14 protein-coding genes are annotated in these 16,891 nt (G+C 63.2%); 13 read left to right on the forward strand and 1 reads right to left on the reverse strand.

All coding sequences use genetic code 11. The features are described from left to right. Positions 1-194: 194 nt before the first annotated feature. Positions 195-1,184: a GntR family transcriptional regulator gene (locus tag QCBJ_RS22695; RefSeq protein ID WP_046034401.1), complete on the reverse strand. Its 990-nt coding sequence runs from the start codon at positions 1,182-1,184 to the stop codon at positions 195-197. Between the two features lie 337 nt (positions 1,185-1,521). Between QCBJ_RS22695 and QCBJ_RS22700 the strand changes: the two genes are divergently transcribed. From QCBJ_RS22700 to QCBJ_RS22760, 13 genes are all read left to right on the forward strand, one after another. Beyond that, positions 1,522-2,844 (forward strand): amidase, encoded by a 1,323-nt coding sequence (locus tag QCBJ_RS22700; RefSeq protein WP_012722413.1) that lies wholly within the window; start codon positions 1,522-1,524, stop codon positions 2,842-2,844. An 11-nt stretch (positions 2,845-2,855) separates the two neighbouring features. Beyond that, the gene (locus QCBJ_RS22705) at positions 2,856-3,734 is read left to right on the forward strand and encodes a polysaccharide deacetylase (protein ID WP_003234086.1); all 879 of its coding nucleotides are present in this window, start codon (positions 2,856-2,858) and stop codon (positions 3,732-3,734) included. A 31-nt stretch (positions 3,735-3,765) separates the two neighbouring features. After that, positions 3,766-5,106, forward strand: coding sequence for an MFS transporter (locus tag QCBJ_RS22710; RefSeq protein ID WP_046034403.1), 1,341 nt, complete (start codon positions 3,766-3,768; stop codon positions 5,104-5,106). A 10-nt stretch (positions 5,107-5,116) separates the two neighbouring features. Continuing rightward, positions 5,117-5,878 (forward strand): SDR family NAD(P)-dependent oxidoreductase, encoded by a 762-nt coding sequence (locus QCBJ_RS22715; protein ID WP_012722415.1) that lies wholly within the window; start codon positions 5,117-5,119, stop codon positions 5,876-5,878. Positions 5,879-6,011: 133 nt separating this feature from the next. After that, a complete protein-coding gene (locus QCBJ_RS22720) occupies positions 6,012-6,761 on the forward strand; it encodes an SDR family NAD(P)-dependent oxidoreductase (RefSeq protein WP_102061641.1) in 750 nt (249 codons plus the stop codon). A gap of 13 nt (positions 6,762-6,774) precedes the next feature. Further along, on the forward strand, positions 6,775-7,068 hold the full coding sequence (locus QCBJ_RS22725) for a hypothetical protein (RefSeq protein ID WP_043204842.1): 294 nt from the start codon (positions 6,775-6,777) through the stop codon (positions 7,066-7,068). 125 nt (positions 7,069-7,193) lie between these two features. Then, entirely contained in the window at positions 7,194-8,168 is a 975-nt protein-coding gene (locus QCBJ_RS22730; RefSeq protein ID WP_043204844.1) for a GTP-binding protein, read from the forward strand. Beyond that, positions 8,165-9,340 (forward strand): PotD/PotF family extracellular solute-binding protein, encoded by a 1,176-nt coding sequence (locus QCBJ_RS22735; protein ID WP_012722419.1) that lies wholly within the window; start codon positions 8,165-8,167, stop codon positions 9,338-9,340. The genes QCBJ_RS22730 and QCBJ_RS22735 overlap by 4 nt, the downstream gene beginning before the upstream one ends. A 545-nt stretch (positions 9,341-9,885) precedes the next feature. Then, positions 9,886-12,222 (forward strand): bifunctional diguanylate cyclase/phosphodiesterase, encoded by a 2,337-nt coding sequence (locus QCBJ_RS22740; protein ID WP_102061642.1) that lies wholly within the window; start codon positions 9,886-9,888, stop codon positions 12,220-12,222. Positions 12,223-12,432: 210 nt separating this feature from the next. Next, on the forward strand, positions 12,433-13,110 hold the full coding sequence (locus QCBJ_RS22745; RefSeq protein WP_102061643.1) for a methylamine utilization protein: 678 nt from the start codon (positions 12,433-12,435) through the stop codon (positions 13,108-13,110). Continuing rightward, complete coding sequence (locus QCBJ_RS22750) at positions 13,094-15,442, forward strand: bifunctional diguanylate cyclase/phosphodiesterase (RefSeq protein WP_046034409.1); 2,349 nt, start codon at positions 13,094-13,096, stop codon at positions 15,440-15,442. Before QCBJ_RS22745 ends, QCBJ_RS22750 begins: the two co-directional genes overlap by 17 nt. Before the next feature lie 5 nt (positions 15,443-15,447). Beyond that, positions 15,448-16,311 carry a DUF3034 family protein gene (locus QCBJ_RS22755; RefSeq protein ID WP_043204846.1) on the forward strand — a complete coding sequence of 288 codons (864 nt, stop codon included), beginning with the start codon at positions 15,448-15,450 and terminating at the stop codon, positions 16,309-16,311. After that, positions 16,311-16,730 carry a group 1 truncated hemoglobin gene (locus QCBJ_RS22760; RefSeq protein ID WP_046034410.1) on the forward strand — a complete coding sequence of 140 codons (420 nt, stop codon included), beginning with the start codon at positions 16,311-16,313 and terminating at the stop codon, positions 16,728-16,730. Before QCBJ_RS22755 ends, QCBJ_RS22760 begins: the two co-directional genes overlap by 1 nt. Positions 16,731-16,891 lie beyond the last annotated feature (161 nt).

Below are 16,891 nucleotides of genomic sequence, written 5' to 3' on the forward strand. Positions count from 1 at the left end.
GTGCTTAGATGGGGCGGGGCAGTGGTGGTTTCAATGGGGGGGTGGAGTTAGCAACAAATTGCATGAAATAACGGGAGAGACTCGCTCAGTGTGGGAGGGGGCTTGCTCCCGATAGCGGTTATTCAGATAAAAATTGATGTCTGGCACACCGCCATCGGGAGCAAGCCCCCTCCCACATTTTTTATCGCGTGGCGTCAGCTGATTTTGTGCAGGTAGGCGGGCAAGGGCTGCTCCGGTAACACTGAGAGCACCTTCAAACGCTGCAACATACGTTGCCGTGCCCGCTGTAAATGCTCACGCAGGTTCAGCGCCGCTGCATCAAACGCGCCGTGCAGCAGCAACTCCAGAATCAAACGATGTTCGGCCAGCATGGCGGGATCGGCGCCGATCCCCAGCAAACGGTAGAAAATCCGGCTGATGATCATCGGGCTCTGGCCCTGGCGGATCAGGGCGGCGATCTTGCGGTTTTGCAGGCCGGCCAGGCAGCGTTGGTGCAAGTCCTCTTCAATCTGCTCAATGGCTTCCAGGCTGCATTGGGGGCTGTCTTGCGCTTCCAGCACGCGCTGCAACATCGCTTCAAGCAGCTCGCGGTCGAGGTGGGGCGCGCTCTGGCGCAGGGCTTCAGGCTCCAGGCAGGCACGCAGTTCGTAGTCTTCGGTGACTTCCCGCGCCGTCAAAGGCCCCGCCAGCCATTGGGAGTAGGGCTCCTTTTCGACCAGGCCACGATCGCGCAGGCGCATCAGCGCTTCGCGCACCACCGCGCGGCTGACGCCGTAGTGGTCGGCAGCGGCTTGCTCGTCGAGTCGGTAGTGGCCGAAGGCAATGCAGGTGGACAGCGCCGCGCCGATTTCCTCAACGATGCGCTCGCCCAGCGGCCGCGTGTCCACCAGCTCATCTTCTCCGTTAAGCCCCAGATGCGCATGGCTCAAGGGTAAGCGCAGTGGCTCCATGGCCAAGCCTTCGGGGTTGATCAGGTAACCCCGGCCGTTGAAGCGGCAGATCAGGCCTTCTTCATGCAGCAGGTCCAGCGCCTTGCGCACCGGTACGCGACTGGTGCCGAACAATTCGGCCAGCGGCGCTTCCAGCAACACCAGGCCGTGACGCGCGGTACCGTTGACGATCGCGTCACGCAACACCTGGTGAATCATCGCGTAACGGGAGGCCGAGGCGGACACTGCTTTCATCGCTTTCTCTAGAGGCTGTAGGACGGTGGCCGGGGATTCTCTCATACCTTGCGCCTGTCACTCTGCGCCACGTCGGTGGCACTTTTTTGGGGCCCGAAAGGTGGGACTGTTACTTTTCTGCACCAAAATGTACTTATTAATAAAAGATACATTATTTCATTGAAGGCGCTTTCCCGCGCCCTGGCAAGATTTTATTCCACCGTCTAAAACCATCTATCCCGTAGTTCTGGGCAAAATTCACGCATCGCGCCCCTACGGCCTGACGAAGACTGGCACGAAAGCTGCCTTTGTAAAATGTACATTTTATTAATATGTACGTTTTGTGAGGGTCATCCTGATGTCAGACGCCACTTCAATGGCCGAGGATTTTGCCAGCGGTCGCAGCGACCCGGTGCAAGCCCTCGAACAGGCACTCGAAAAGGCCAGCCAAGCGCCGGCCGTTTTTATCAGCCTGACTGCCGAACGTGCCCGCCGTGAAGCCGAGGCCTCCGCCGCCCGTTGGCGCGCCGGCCAGCCATTGAGCATGTTCGATGGCGTGCCGCTGGCCTGGAAGGACTTGTTCGATGTGGCCGGCAGTATCACCACGGCGGGCGCCGCCTACCGTCGAAACGCGTCCGCCGCGTTGCTTGATGCCCCCATCGTCGGCCTGCTGTGCCGCGCCGGGATGGTCAGTGTCGGCAAGACCAACCTCAGTGAACTGGCCTATTCCGGCCTGGGTCTGAACCCGCATTTCGGCACGCCGCACAACCCTCATGGCACCGACCAACCGCGCATTCCCGGTGGCTCGTCGTCCGGCTCGGCAGTGGCCGTCGCCGCCGCAATTGTGCCGATCGCCATGGGCACCGACACGGCCGGTTCCATCCGTATCCCGTCGGCGTTCAACGGCCTGGTGGGTTACCGCAGCAGCAGCCGACGCTATAGCCGCGACGGTGTCTTCCCCCTGGCCCATACCCTTGACAGCCTCGGCCCGCTGACCCGCAGCGTGCGCGATGCGCTGGCCATCGACGATCTGCTGCACGGTCGTAGCCAAACCCACAGCGCCCGCAGCCTCAAGGGCCAGCGCTTTGTGCTGGCGCAACAGGACGTCGAACCCGCTGTGCGCAACAACCTGTTGCGCGCCGTGGAGCAACTCAAGGCCCAGGGTGCGTTGATCGAAGAACGCGAATGCCCGACCTTCCAGGCAACCCTGGACCTGATCAAACACCACGGCTGGCTCGGTGCTTTTGAAGCCTTCGCCCTGCACGAAGCGTTGCTCGACAGCCCCGACGCCGAACAACTCGACCCCCGCGTGCGTCGCCGCCTCGAAGCCGCGCGTTCACTGCCGGCCAGCCAGCTTATCCACCTGACCGAAGCACGCCGCCGCCTGCAACACCACCTGGTTGAAGACCTCGACGGCGCCATCCTCATCACCCCCACCGTTGCCCACGTTGCACCGGCGTTGGCGCCTCTTGAGGCCGACGACGACCTGTTTGTCAGCACCAACCTCGCCACCCTGCGCCTGACCATGCCCGGCAGTTTGCTCGACATGCCTGGCGTAAACCTGCCCAGCGGCCGCGATGCCCAGGGCCTGCCCACCGGGCTGCTGCTCAGCGCCCCGACGGGAGAAGACGCACGCCTGCTGCGCGCGGCGTTGTCCGTCGAAACCGTACTTAACGTTTAAGGAGACACACCATGGCTAAAGACATCCTCTGTGCATTTGGCGTCGACGTTGACGCCGTCGCCGGCTGGCTCGGTTCCTACGGCGGCGAAGATTCGCCCGACGACATTTCCCGTGGCCTGTTCGCCGGTGAGATCGGTGCGCCGCGCCTGCTCAAATTGTTCGAACGCTACGGCCTGCGTACCACGTGGTTTATCCCCGGCCACTCGATGGAAACCTTCCCCGAGCAGATGAAGGCCGTGGCCGATGCCGGTCATGAGATCGGCGTGCATGGCTACAGCCATGAAAACCCCATCGCGATGACCGCCGAGCAGGAAGAAATCGTCCTCGATAAATCCATCGAACTGATTACCCAAGTCACCGGCAAACGCCCCACCGGCTACGTCGCGCCGTGGTGGGAATTCAGCAAGGTCACCAACGAGCTGCTGCTGAAAAAAGGCATCAAGTACGACCACAGCCTGATGCACAACGACTTCCACCCCTACTACGTGCGCAAGGGCGACAGCTGGACCAAGATCGACTACAGCCAGCACCCCGACACCTGGATGAAACCCTTGGTGCGCGGCGAAGAAACCGACCTGGTGGAGATCCCGGCCAACTGGTACCTCGACGACCTGCCGCCAATGATGTTCATCAAGAAAGCCCCCAACAGCCACGGCTTCGTCAACCCGCGTCACCTCGAAGAAATGTGGCGCGACCAGTTCGACTGGGTCTACCGCGAACACGAACATGCGGTGTTCACCATGACTATCCATCCCGATGTGTCCGGCCGCCCGCAAGTGCTGCTGATGCTGGAGCGCCTGATCGAACACATCCAGAGCCATGCCGGCGTGCGCTTTGTCACGTTCGACGAAATCGCCGACGACTTTATCCGCCGTCAACCGCGTACCTGAACCTTTGCCCCCCACCCCTGAGGCGCGACCCATGTCCATCTACAACAAGCTTGACCTGACTGGCTGGAAACCCCGGCAACTGACTTCCAAGGAGGTGCGTTTCGCCACCTGGATCGCGTTTTTCGCCTGGGTGTTTGCGGTGTATGACTTCATCCTCTTCGGCACCTTGCTGCCGGAAATCGGCCGGCACTTTGGCTGGGGTGAAGTGGAGCAAGCTGAAATCGCGACCTGGGTGGCGGTGGGCACGGCGGTGGTCGCCTTTGCCATTGGCCCCGTCGTCGATAAGTTGGGACGACGCAAAGGCATTATCTTCACCGTGGCCGGTTCTGCGCTGTGTTCGGCGCTGACCGCGATCGGTGGCGCGTGGGGCAAGTCGCCGCTGATTCTGATTCGGTCGTTGGGTGGCCTGGGCTATGCCGAGGAAACCGTTAACGCCACCTACCTGAGCGAGCTGTATGGCGCCTCGGAAGACCCGCGCTTGACCAAGCGCCGTGGCTTTATCTACAGCCTGGTGCAGGGCGGCTGGCCGGTCGGCGCGTTGATCGCCGCCGGGTTGACCGCGCTGTTGCTGCCGATCATCGGCTGGCAGGGGTGCTTCATCTTCGCCGCGATCCCGGCCGTGGTCATCGCGATCATGGCGCGCAAGCTCAAAGAGAGCCCGCAGTTCCAGATCCACCAGCGCATCAGCCAGCTGCGTAAAAGCGGTGCGGTGAAGGAAGCGCAGAACGTCGCGGTGACCTACGGCGTGGACTACGACGAACACAGCAAGGCCGGCCTCAAGGCGGCCTTCCGTGGCCCGGCGCGGCGCGCCACGTTGGTGATCGGCGCGGCACTGTTGCTCAACTGGGCGGCGATCCAGGTGTTCAGCGTGCTGGGGACTTCGGTGATCGTCAGCGTGCATCACATCTCGTTCGAAAATTCGCTGATCATCCTCGTGCTGTCGAACCTGGTGGGCTACTGCGGTTACCTCAGCCACGGCTGGATGGGCGACAAGATCGGCCGCCGCAACGTGATCGGCCTGGGTTGGATGCTCGGCGGCCTGGCGTTCGCCGGGATGCTGTTTGGCCCGAGCAATATGCCGATGGTGGTCGGGCTGTACAGCCTGGGCCTGTTCTTCCTGATCGGGCCGTACTCGGCGGCGTTGTTCTTTATCAGCGAAAGTTTTCCCACCAGCATCCGCGCCACGGGCGGCGCCATCATCCATGCCATGGGCCCGATTGGGGCGGTGGTCGCAGGCTTTGGTGCCACTCAAGTGTTGTCCGCCGGCAGCGACTGGCAGACCGCCGCGCTGTGGTTCGGCGCACTGCCGTGCTTTTTGTCCGGCGCGCTGATGTTTGCCGCACGCCATGTGCGTCCGGAAACCGTTCAGTAAGGAGTGATCGATGAGTCGTAAAGTTGCCTTGATTACCGGCGCCGCCAGCGGCATCGGCCAAGCCCTCGCCGTGGCCTATGCCCGCAACCGCGTGGCGGTGGTGGGCGGGTATTACCCGGCTGATCCCCATGACCCGCAGACCACCGTCAGCCTGGTGGAAGCCGCCGGCGGCGAATGCCTGATGCTGCCGTTGGACGTGGGCAATACCGCCTCGGTGGATGCGCTGGCCGAGCAAGCCATACAGCATTTTGGGCGACTGGATTACGCCGTGGCCAACGCGGGTTTGCTGCGTCGCGCACCGTTGCTGGAGATGACCGACGCGCTGTGGGACGAGATGCTCAATGTCGACCTCACGGGGGTGATGCGCACCTTCCGCGCGGCGACCCGGCATATGCATGCGGGCGGCGCGTTGGTGGCGATTTCATCGATTGCCGGTGGCGTGTACGGTTGGCAGGAACACAGCCATTACGCGGCGGCCAAGGCCGGTGTGCCGGGGTTGTGCCGGTCGCTGGCGGTGGAATTGGCACCGCTGGGTATCCGTTGCAATGCGGTGATCCCCGGGTTGATCGAGACGCCGCAGTCGCTGGATGCGAAGAATTCGCTGGGGCCGGAAGGCTTGGCGAAGGCGGCGCGGGCGATTCCGTTGGGCCGGGTAGGGCGGGCGGATGAAGTGGCATCGCTGGTGCAGTTCTTGACCAGTGAGGCGTCGAGCTATTTGACCGGGCAGAGCATCGTTATTGACGGTGGCCTGACCGTGCGCTGGCCTGACTGATGTACCCGATCCAAATGTGGGAGGGGGCTTGCCCGATGGCAGTGTGTCAGTCACAGGTGCCCTAACTGACACACCGCCATCGGGGGCAAGCCCCCTCCCACATTGGAATTGTGTTTGTCTCTGGAGAATTGATATGCCCCAACTCACCCATCGCCGCGCCGTCATCACCGGCGCCGGCAGCGGCATCGGTGCCGCCATCGCCCGTGCCTACGCCGCTGAAGGCGCGCGCCTGGTGCTGGCCGACCGCAACGCCGCCAGCCTCGCCGAAACCGCGATCACCTGCCGCAACCTCGGCGCCGAGGTGTTCGAATGCCTGGCCGACGTGGGCACCGTCGAAGGCGCCCAGGCCAGTGTCGACCGTTGCGTCGAACAGTTCGGCGGTATCGATATCCTGGTCAACAACGCGGGCATGCTCACCCAGGCGCGCTGCGTCGACCTGTCCATCGACATGTGGAACGACATGCTGCGCGTCGACCTCACCAGCGTCTTCGTCGCCAGCCAGCGCGCCTTGCCGCACATGCTCGCGCAGCGCTGGGGGCGGATCATCAACGTGGCCTCGCAACTGGGGATCAAGGGCGGCGCCGAACTGACGCACTACGCCGCCGCCAAGGCCGGTGTGATCGGCTTTACCAAGTCCCTGGCCCTGGAAGTGGCCAAGGACAACGTGCTGGTCAACGCCATCGCCCCCGGCCCGATCGAGACGCCGTTGGTGGGTGGCATCAGCGAAGACTGGAAGCGCGCCAAGGCCAAGGAGCTGCCCTTGGGCCGCTTTGGCTTGGCGGACGAAGTGGCACCGGTTGCAGTGCTGCTGGCCAGCGAGCCGGGGGGCAACCTGTTTGTCGGCCAGACCCTTGGCCCGAACTCCGGCGACGTCATGCCATGACGGAGGTGTAGCGATGTGCGGACTCTGCGGATTGCTCGGCGAAGACCTGCACTGGAGCGACCCCCTGGGCGACGAACTGCCCCGACGCCGCGAACGCCTGCGCCGGATTGCGGCGATCAACCAAGTGCTGGCGGTGTTCCGGCTCAAGGTCGAAGACTTCCAGGGCGCGTCCTACCTGCTGTTGGGCGCCACCGGTAAACAGGCACTTGCCCATGGCCTGGATCAACTCTGGCAGGCCGCCGAGACCCTGCTCGGCCGCCCGTTGGATCCTCTCGATCCGATACTGCTCGACCATCTTGAACGCTGAACCCGCCCTCTGTGGCGAGGGAGCTTGCTCCCGTTGGAGCGCGAAGCGCTCCGGTTTTCTGGGGGCTGCTGCGCAGCCCAACGGGAGCAAGCTCCCTCGCCACAATGGACGGTTTGGAAACGACTATGAGCATTGCCCTTAATGTCATCACCGGCTTCCTCGGCAGCGGCAAGACCACCTTGCTCAAGCGCCTGCTGCAGGGCGAAAGCCTGGGCGACACCGCGCTGCTGATCAATGAATTCGGCGATGTCGGCATCGACCACCTGCTGGTGGAAGAAGTGGCGCCGGACACTGTACTGCTGCCCAGCGGCTGCGTGTGCTGCTCGATCCGTGGCGAGTTGAAAGACGCGCTGCTCGGCCTGTTGCAGCGCCGCGAGCGCGGTGAAATCCCGGCCTTTAAACGGGTGATCCTGGAGACCACTGGCCTGGCCGACCCGGCGCCGATCCTCGCCACCTTGAACAACGATGTGCAACTGCGCGGGCGTTTCCATATCGGCCTGGTGATCACCCTGGTCGACGCCAGCCACGCCACCCTGCAAGAACGCCTGCACCCGGAATGGCTGGCCCAGGTGGCCGCGGCGGACCGCTTGCTGCTGAGCAAGACCGATCTTGCGGGCGACTGCGCGGCACTGCGCGCGCACTTGCAGGCGCTGAATGCGGGTACGCCGATCCTGAATACCCACGACATCCACAGCGGCGATCAACTGTTGCTGGGTGAGGGCCTGCGCAGCGCCGAACCGGCGGTGGAAGTCAGTCGCTGGCAGCTGCATCGGACCACCACAGCTATCCACGGTAGCGCACAAGTGTGCAGCCTGACCTTCGACCAGCCGCTGGATTGGGTGGGGTTCGGGGTCTGGTTGTCGATGCTGTTAAGATGCCACGGCGAACGAATCCTCCGTGTCAAAGGGCTGCTCAACGTGAACGCCAGTAACGCCCCCATCGTCATTCATGGCGTGCAGCATTGCCTGCATGCGCCGGTCCATTTGCCTGCGTGGCCGGGCAGTGACCGCCAATCGCGGCTGGTGTTTATCCTGCGCGGCCTCGACCCCGCGCTGCTGCGGCGCTCGTTCGAGGCGTTCTCGCGGCGGTTCGCGGCATGATCACCCTTCGCGTCCTCGGCACCTCCGTCACCTTGCTCGAATGCCTGCGTGTACGCGCCGAACAGGAACTGGGCATTCGCCTGGTGTACCAGGTGCATGACGTCGAACAGGCCCAGCGTATCGCGGTGATGCAGCCCGAGAGCTATGACCTGTACGACCAGTGGTTCCACAACGTCGACTTCGTGTGGCCGGCCCGGGCGATCCAGCCCATCGACACCCGGCGCATTGCGCTGTGGCACGAGATCAATGACCTGCCCAAGCGCGGGCGCCTATCCCCCAATGACCGCCTGGGCAGCGGCAGTGTGCCGAGCGAGCGCCTGTTCGTGCAGCACGACGGCAGCCTCGGCAGCACTGTCACCGAGCGCATCAGCATGCTGCCGCTGACCCACAACGCCGACAGCTTCGCCTACCGCCCCGAGCGGCTGCCCGAAGGTTTTTGCCACGGCAACGAAAGCTGGGGCTGGCTCCTCGACCCCGCGTGGCGTGCGCGTACGGCCTTGCAAAGCGACGCCGCCATCGGCGCCCTGGATGCCGCGCTGGCGGTGCAGGGCGCAGGGCTGGCGACGTTCAAGGACATCGGCAATATGAGCATCGAAGAGATCGACGTGCTTGCCGACATCCTCGTGCGCAAACAGAAAGAAGGACACTTCGCGGCGTTCTGGTCCGATGATGAAGAGGCCGCGCAACTGATGCTCAGCCCGAGTATCGATATCCAGAGCCTGTGGTCACCGACCTTGATGCGCCTGCATCGCGCTGGGGTGAAATACCGCCTGGCGGTGCCGAGCGAAGGGTATCGGGCGTGGTTTGGTGGCGTGTCATTGTCGCGGCATGCCAAGGGGCCGGTGCTGGATGCGGCGTATGCGTATCTGAATTGGTGGCTGTCCGGGTGGCCCGGGGCGGTGATGGCGCGGCAGGGGTATTACATCGGCAACCCGGCGCGCAGTCGTGATCACCTGAGCAGTGCGGAGTGGGATTACTGGTATGCGGGTAAGCCGGCGCGGGAGGAATTGCTGGGGAGTGATGGGTTGCCGTTGATTGATATCGGTGAAATGCGTGATGGCGGGTCTTATGAGCAGCGGATGGGGCATATTGCGGTGTGGAATTCGGTGATGGATGAGCATAATTATTTGGTGCGGCGGTGGGGGGATTTTATGCGGGCTCGGGGTGGTTGACCGGGTACCTATCCGTTGCTGCGGTAACGGCTAACCCGGCGTCCTGCCGGGTTAGCCACGCTCCAAAGCCTGCGTTCGGCCAGCGTGCTTGACGGGGCGCCTCAGATCAAGATCTAGATCAAAAGCAAGAGCACGGCGGCCTGGTAGCCGGCCGGTTTCTTACTGTCGATCTCGGTTAAATGTGGGAGGGGGCTTGCTCCCGATTGCGGTGTGTCAGCTAATACATCTGCAACTGCCCCACTGCTATCGGGGGCAAGCCCCCTCCCACAGTTTGATCTCCATGTATCAGGTGCTTACTTTTGGGATCTTCCAGAAGTGAGTCTCAACCCCCCCAAAAAATCAGCCAACCCTCTGTCGCCAATAAACCGGCACTAATATCCCCGGTTTTATTGGGTGCACTTACCCCAACTCCCAGCTAATCTCCTCACACCCAACACTCAAACAAAATAGATGTTTTTTTGACGCCAGGTCAGCGGTCGCAAGGGACGCACATGACAAAGGGACGCCGTGGCAGAGAGAGGCGAACGCTGCCAGAGGGCACTGCAATGAGGTGGCGCCACACGTTCCAAACCCGTATCGCGGGGGTGCTCGCGCTATTGCTGCTGGTCGTCGTTGCCGCTACCTACTTTGCCGTAAAGACCGCGACCTCCCGCGCCGTGGAAAACCAGGCGCGAGTCCAATTGAAAACCGGCAGCCAAGTGTTCGAGCGCCTGCTCGACCTGCGTGGGCATCGCCTGCAAAACGGCCTGGACTGGCTGACCGCTGATCTCCCCTTCAAACGGGCTGTGGCCGAAGGCAAGACCGTGCCGATTCTCGCCGCCCTGCGTCGCCACGGCACCGGTATCCGCTCCAGCGAAGTGTTTGTATTGGGCCTGGACGGCAAGGTCATGGTCAGCACCTTGCCGATCCTCACGCGTGGGCAGTTTTTCCCCTATGACGACGCCCTGCGCCACGCGCGGCGCACGGGGCTGCAGATGCTGATTGTGGCGATGGATAGCCGGCCTTATTTGCTGGTGCAGGATGAAGTGCTCGACCCACTGCCCGTCGCCCGCATCGTCATGGGCTTTCCCATGGACACACTGTTCGCTAACGAACTGCGCTCCATGAGCAACCTGGAGGTGTCGTTCCTCAGCGTGCAAAACGGCAAGCCCGGACCGCTGTTCAGTACGCAGCCGGACGCTTACCACGCCACCACCCTTAGCCTGCTGCGCGAGGGGCACATCAGCCCTGAACCGAAGATCCACCTGTTTTATGGCCGGCGCGTGCTCAGCCAAGTGTTGCCGCTGGCCAACACCGGCGATGGCAACGAAGTGCGCGTGTTGCTGCAAAGCCCGCTCGACCATGCCTTGGAGTCCTTCGCGCCGCTGGACCGGCAGTTCCTTGGAATCGCCCTCGCGGTGCTGCTGGTGTCGTTGGCCGGGGCGTTGTTTTTGGCGCGACGGGTGTCGCGCCCGCTCAATGCCCTGGTGCAGGCGGCCGGGCGGATTGGCGCCGGTGACTATCGCACCCCGGTGCGGGTGCGCAGCCACGATGAGTTCGGGCTGTTGGCCCGTGCCTTCAATGCCATGCAAAGCGGCATCGCCACGCGCGAGCGGCAATTGGCGCACAACGCGCTGCACGACCCGCTCACCGGCCTGCCCAATCGCGCCCTGGCCATGGAGCGACTGGGCAGCGCGATCAGTGCGCGTCGGCCGGTGGTGTTGCTGTACCTGGGGATCGAAAACTACCGGGTGATCAACGAAGGTTTCGGCCCCCAGGGCGTGGAAGAAATGCTGCGCGAAGCCAGCCGCTGCCTGTCCATGAGCCTGTTGGCCAGTGACACGGCGGCACGTATTGCCGGCAGCGAGTTCCTGCTGTTGCTGGAAAACACCGAGGTCGACCGCGCCGTGGCCCGTGCCGACCGCCTCTACACACTGCTCACCGAACCCCAGCGTATCGGCAACGACGAGCTGCGCCACGAAGTGAGCATCGGCATCGCCGCCTACCCAGCCGATGGCCAGCACGTGGAAGAGTTGATCAGCCGCGCCGCCATCGCCCGGCATGACGCCGCGAGCCTGCCGGGGCATTTGCAGATCTACCAGCAGGACCGCGACTTGGCCCATCAGCGCCAGATCACGCTTATCCGTGACCTGCGGCGTGCGGTCATCGAGGGGGAGTTGTTCCTGTGCTACCAGCCCAAACTCGACCTCAAGCACGGGCATGTGCGCCAGGCCGAAGCCTTGTTGCGCTGGCAGCATCCGGCCCTGGGCCAGGTGTCCCCGGACGAATTCATCCCCCTGGCCGAACGCACCGGCAGCATGAGCAGCCTGACCCTGTGGGTGATTGAAGAAGCTATCCGCCAGATCGCCGAGTGGGCGCAGCGCGGCATGCTGATCCAGCTCTCGGTGAATATTTCGGTGGATGATCTGGCCGATGATGAGCTGGCGATCCGCGTCACTGCCTTGTTGATGCAGTACCACGTGGGGGCCGAGCAACTGATCTTCGAGATCACCGAAAGCGCGATCATGCACAACCCGCAACAGGCGCTCAGCGTGTTGGAGCAACTGCGCGGCTGTGGCATCAGCCTGTCGGTGGATGACTTCGGCACCGGCTATTCGTCGCTCGCGCAATTGCAGCGTTTGCCGGTGCAAGAGTTGAAAATCGACCAGTCCTTCGTGCGCAACCTCAACAGCACCAGTGGCGACGGAGTGATCGTGCGCTCGACCATCGAAATGAGCCACAACCTTGGGCTCAAGGTGGTGGCCGAAGGTGTGGAGTTCGAGCCCAGCCTCAAGCTGCTCAAGCTATGGAATTGCGACACCGCACAGGGCTACCTCATCAGCCGGCCATTGAACGCGATGGCGTTCGAGCGTTGGATGCGCCGCGAGCGGGCGCCCATCTAAATAGTCATTCCCGTCGACTACAGATTTTTAGAGCAGGGTCGATAACCTCTACAGAGCTTGACCGATTGCATAGGTTTTCGCCGACCAGCGGTCATGTGTTCCTGCAAGCTGAATGATGGCAATTGGCCTTATTTGCGTCATCATGCCCGCAGTGCAACGCTTCTGTGCCAAGGCTGGCCGCTCTTTTAGCCCATTTTCTGCGGATCGACCATGGCTCGGATTTTCCACCTGTTATCCCGTGCGGCGCTGTTGCTGGCCGCGGCCGGCCCCGCGTCGGCGGCGACGCTCGAGGTGGCGGCTTACCAGGCCGACGGCCGCCCGGTCGCCGATGCCGTGGTGACCCTCCGAGGCCCGGCCGATGCACCGCAGGGTGTGCTCAAGGCCGATATGGACCAGCGCGGTCAACGCTTCGCGCCCCATGTGCTGGCGGTGCATACCGGCACGCAGGTGCGCTTCCCCAATAGCGACAATATTCGTCATCAGGTCTATTCGTTCTCCGCTGCCAAGCGCTTTGAGCTGCGTCTTTACGAAGGCACGCCTACCGACCCACTGCTGTTCGATAAACCCGGTGTGGTGGTGCTGGGCTGCAACATTCATGACTGGATGCTGGGCTATATCTACGTGACCGACGACCCTCGCTTCGGCGTCAGCAATGCCCAGGGCCGGGTGCACCTGGAACAACTGCCGGCCGGCGACTACCACCTCACCCTATGGCATCCGCAACTGGCGGGTATGCAGCCGCTGGATGGCGGCACCTTGCACATCCCCGCGGCCGGCCTCAGCCACCGCGTTGTGTTGAGCCTGGAACCTGCGCCTGCGGAATTGCCGCCGGCACCCAGCGCCTTTGGCGATGCCTTCAATCGAGCCACCCATGAAACTGCGCAATAGTTTCCAGGCGCGGGTCGCCAGTGTGCTGATCCTGCTGTCGCTGGTGGTGATCGGCGCGTTGTATTTCAGCGTCAAGGCCGCGACCCGCTCGGCGGTACGCGGTCAGGCCCTGGCGCAGTTGGACGTGGGGACGCGGGTGTTCGAACGCTTGCTCGACGCGCGCGGCCGACGCCTGGCCGATGGCGTGCAGTTGTTGGCGGCCGACTTCGGCTTTCGCGACGCTGTCGCCAGTGGCGATTCAGCGACGATGCGTTCGGTGCTGCTCAACCACGGTAAGCGTATCAACGCCAATGACATGATCCTGCTGGGCATGGACGGCAACGTCCTGGCCAGCACCGTGGAGGAAGTCCCCGAAGGCTCGACCTTTCGCTACGACCAGGCCCTGCGGGAAGCTCGGCGCAATCGCCAGGCGACGCTGATCGTGCCGTTGCAAGGCGAACCGCACCTGTTGGTGGAGGCTTCGGTGTTGGCACCGTTGCCGATTGCACGGGTGGTGATGGGGTTCAGCATGGACGGTGCGTTCGCCGATGAGTTGCGTTCGTTGAGCAACCTGGAAGTCTCATTTCTGGCGATTGATCGTGGCCGTCCTGGCGAGCTGGTCAGCACCCAGCCGCAGGTACTGCGCGCGAGTATCAGCGCGCTGATGCAGGGCGATTCGACGCGCCGTGGCGTGTCCACCACCGATCACCTTGAGCACCGTTTCCTCAACCAGTCGCTGGTCCTGGCCAGTGATGAAAACGGTAAAGTCCTGGCCCTGCTGCAAAGCCCGCTGGACGCGGCGATGCAGGCGTTTGGACCGCTGGATGAAAAGATCCTCGGCATTGCCCTGGTCGCGCTGATCGCTTCGCTGATCGGTGCGTTGCTGCTGGCTCGCACGGTATCGCGCCCGGTGCAGGCGCTGGCGCTGGCGGCCGAGCGTATCGGCAGTGGCGACTACCAGACCCCGGTCGTGCTGGCGCGCAGTGATGAACTGGGGCGCCTGGCCCTTGCGGTCAACGCCATGCAGAGTGGCATTGCCGAGCGCGAACAACAGCTGGCGCATAACGCCCTGCATGATCGCCTCACCGGCCTGCCGAACCGTGCGCTGGCCATGGAGCGCCTGGGCAGTGCAATTGCGCTGCAGCGGCCGATGGCGTTGATCTACCTGGGGATCGACAACCTGCGCGTCGCCAGCGAAGCCATCGGGCCGCAAGCCGTAGACCAATTACTCTTGACGGTGAGCCAGCGCCTGCAAGCGGCGTTGCGCCCCGGCGATACCCTGGCGCACCTGATCGCCGATGAATTCCTGCTGCTGCTCGAAGGCGCGGGCAGCGACGAAGCTGTGGGCATGGCCGACAAACTGCAACAACTGTTGCTGCGTCCCCAGCGCATCAATGGCCATGATCTGGCCTTGGACTGCCGCCTTGGCATCGCGGCGTACCCGGCCGATGGCGCAAGCCCCATTACTTTGCTGGAGCGGGCGGCGATTGCCATGAAGGACGCCGCACAAATGCCCGGCCGCTTGCAGGTCTACGAGCAGGGGCGCGACCTGGTGCACCGCCGCCAGATCACCCTGATCCGCGACCTGCGCCACGCCCCCAACCTGGGCCAACTGCTGTTGCACTACCAACCCAAGCTGGACATCCGCCAAGGCCATGTGCGCCAGGCTGAAGCGCTGTTGCGCTGGCAGCACCCGCAATTCGGCATGGTCTCGCCGGCGGAATTCATCCCCTTGGCCGAGCGCTCCGGCAGCATCACGTTGCTGACCCAGTGGGTGATCGAGGAGGGCATCCGCCAGTTGTGCGAGTGGAACCGGCGCGGCCTGTCTCTGCAGTTGTCGCTGAACATCTCGGCGGACGACCTGCTTGGCGATGAACTGGCCCATCGGGTCTCGGCATTGCTGCGGCGCTATGGTTTGCCGGCGGAACAACTGCTGTTCGAAATCACCGAAAGCGCGGTGATGCGCGAGCCGGAAAAAGCCCTCAAGGTGCTCAACCTGCTGCGCGACTGCGGCATTGGCCTGTCGGTGGATGACTTTGGCACCGGCTATTCGTCATTGGCGCACCTCAAGCGCCTGCCGGTGCAAGAGTTGAAGATTGACCAATCTTTTGTGCGCAACCTCGATGAAACCAGCGAAGACGCGGTGATCGTGCGCTCCACCATCGAGATGAGTCACAACCTGGGCCTCAAAGTCGTCGCCGAAGGCGTTGAATACGCCCACAGCCTGCGCCTGCTGGAGCGCTGGCAGTGCGACACGGCACAGGGTTACCTGATCAGCCGGCCCTTGAGTGCCGACGCCTTCGAAGCCTGGGTGGCCTTGCCCCTCAGTGCGCAAACTTCCCGGGTTCATTGAGTGGCATGACGGTGCGTGTTTCTTTTCTGATGGGTTGCCTTTGCGCGCTGACCCTACAAACGGCGCTGGCCGATAATGGCCGGCTGATCGCGACCGGCGGCGCCAGCAGCATTGAAGGCGCGGCGGGGGGTGGTATCACACCGTGGGCCGTGCTGGCCGGGTATGGCGAACAGCACGAGTGGGGCGCCACGGCATTCGCCACCACGGTCAACCTTCCGGATTATCGCTTGGACGTGGCCGGTCTGGCGCTGGCCTATGACAACCGTGTCGAGCTGTCTTTCGCCCGCCAGCGCTTCGACCTCGGCACACTGGTGCACAGGCTCAACCTGCCCGAAGACAACCTCGGGCAGGACGTGCTGGGGCTCAAGGTACGGCTGTTCGGCGACGTGATCTACGACGCGTTGCCCCAGGTTTCGCTGGGGCTGGAATACAAGCACCAGACCCACTTCGATATCCCCAGCCTGGTGGGCGCCAAGCGCGACAGCGACGTCGAGGGCTATCTGGCCGCCAGCCGTTTGTTCATGGGCGCCGCGTTTGGTTACAACGTGCTGGTCAACGGCAGCCTGCGCTACAGCCGGGCCAATGAAACCGGCTTGCTTGGCTTTGGCGGTGACCGCCGCGACAGCCGCAGCCTGCTCAAGGAGGGCTCGCTGGCGCTGCTGCTCAACCCGCGGTGGGCCGTGGGCGTGGAGTACCGCGAGAAGCCCGACAACCTGTCGTTTGCCGGCGAAAGTGACTGGGCGGACGTGTTCGTCGGCTATTTCCCCAACAAGCATGTGTCGTTTGTATTGGCCTACGCACGCCTTGGCGAAATCGCCACGCTGGATAACCAGAATGGCACCTACCTGTCGGTGCAAGGGAGTTTCTGATGCGCGTGTTACCGCTATTCCTCGCGCTGTTGCTCAGTGCCTGCGCCCAGCAGCCGCCGAAGGATGACAGCCTCTATCGCGACCTCGGCGCCCTGCCGGGTATCACGCGTATCGTCGAAGGCATGTTGCTCAACATCGCGCGCGATGAACGCATCGTCGAGCGCTTCCGGCGCATTGATATCCAGCGCCTGCGCAACAAGCTGATCGAACAATTTTGTATGGAGGCGGGTGGGCCGTGCACCTACACCGGCGACAGCATGGCCGAGAGCCACAAGGGCCAGAACGTGAGCCGCAGTGATTTCAATGCGTTGGTGGAAGACTTGATCAAGGCGATGGACAGCGAGGGGATTGCAGTGCCGGTACAGAATCGCCTGATTGCGCGGCTGGCGGTGATGCGCGGGGAAGTGATCGAACACTGATCGCAACTGTGGGAGGGGGCTTGTCCTAATGCCAGCCAGTTAAGAAGCAGCAAGAGCGAAAAGTAACCCGTGGCGAGGGAGCTTGCTCCCGCTGGATTGCGCAGCAGTCCCAGTCTTTTGAAACAAAGAGCTGGGGCCGCTTCGCGACCCAGCGGGAGCAA

The sequence above is a fragment of the Pseudomonas sp. QC2 genome, from assembly GCF_002859085.1.
GTDB classification, from domain to species: Bacteria; Pseudomonadota; Gammaproteobacteria; order Pseudomonadales; family Pseudomonadaceae; genus Aquipseudomonas; species Aquipseudomonas petroselini.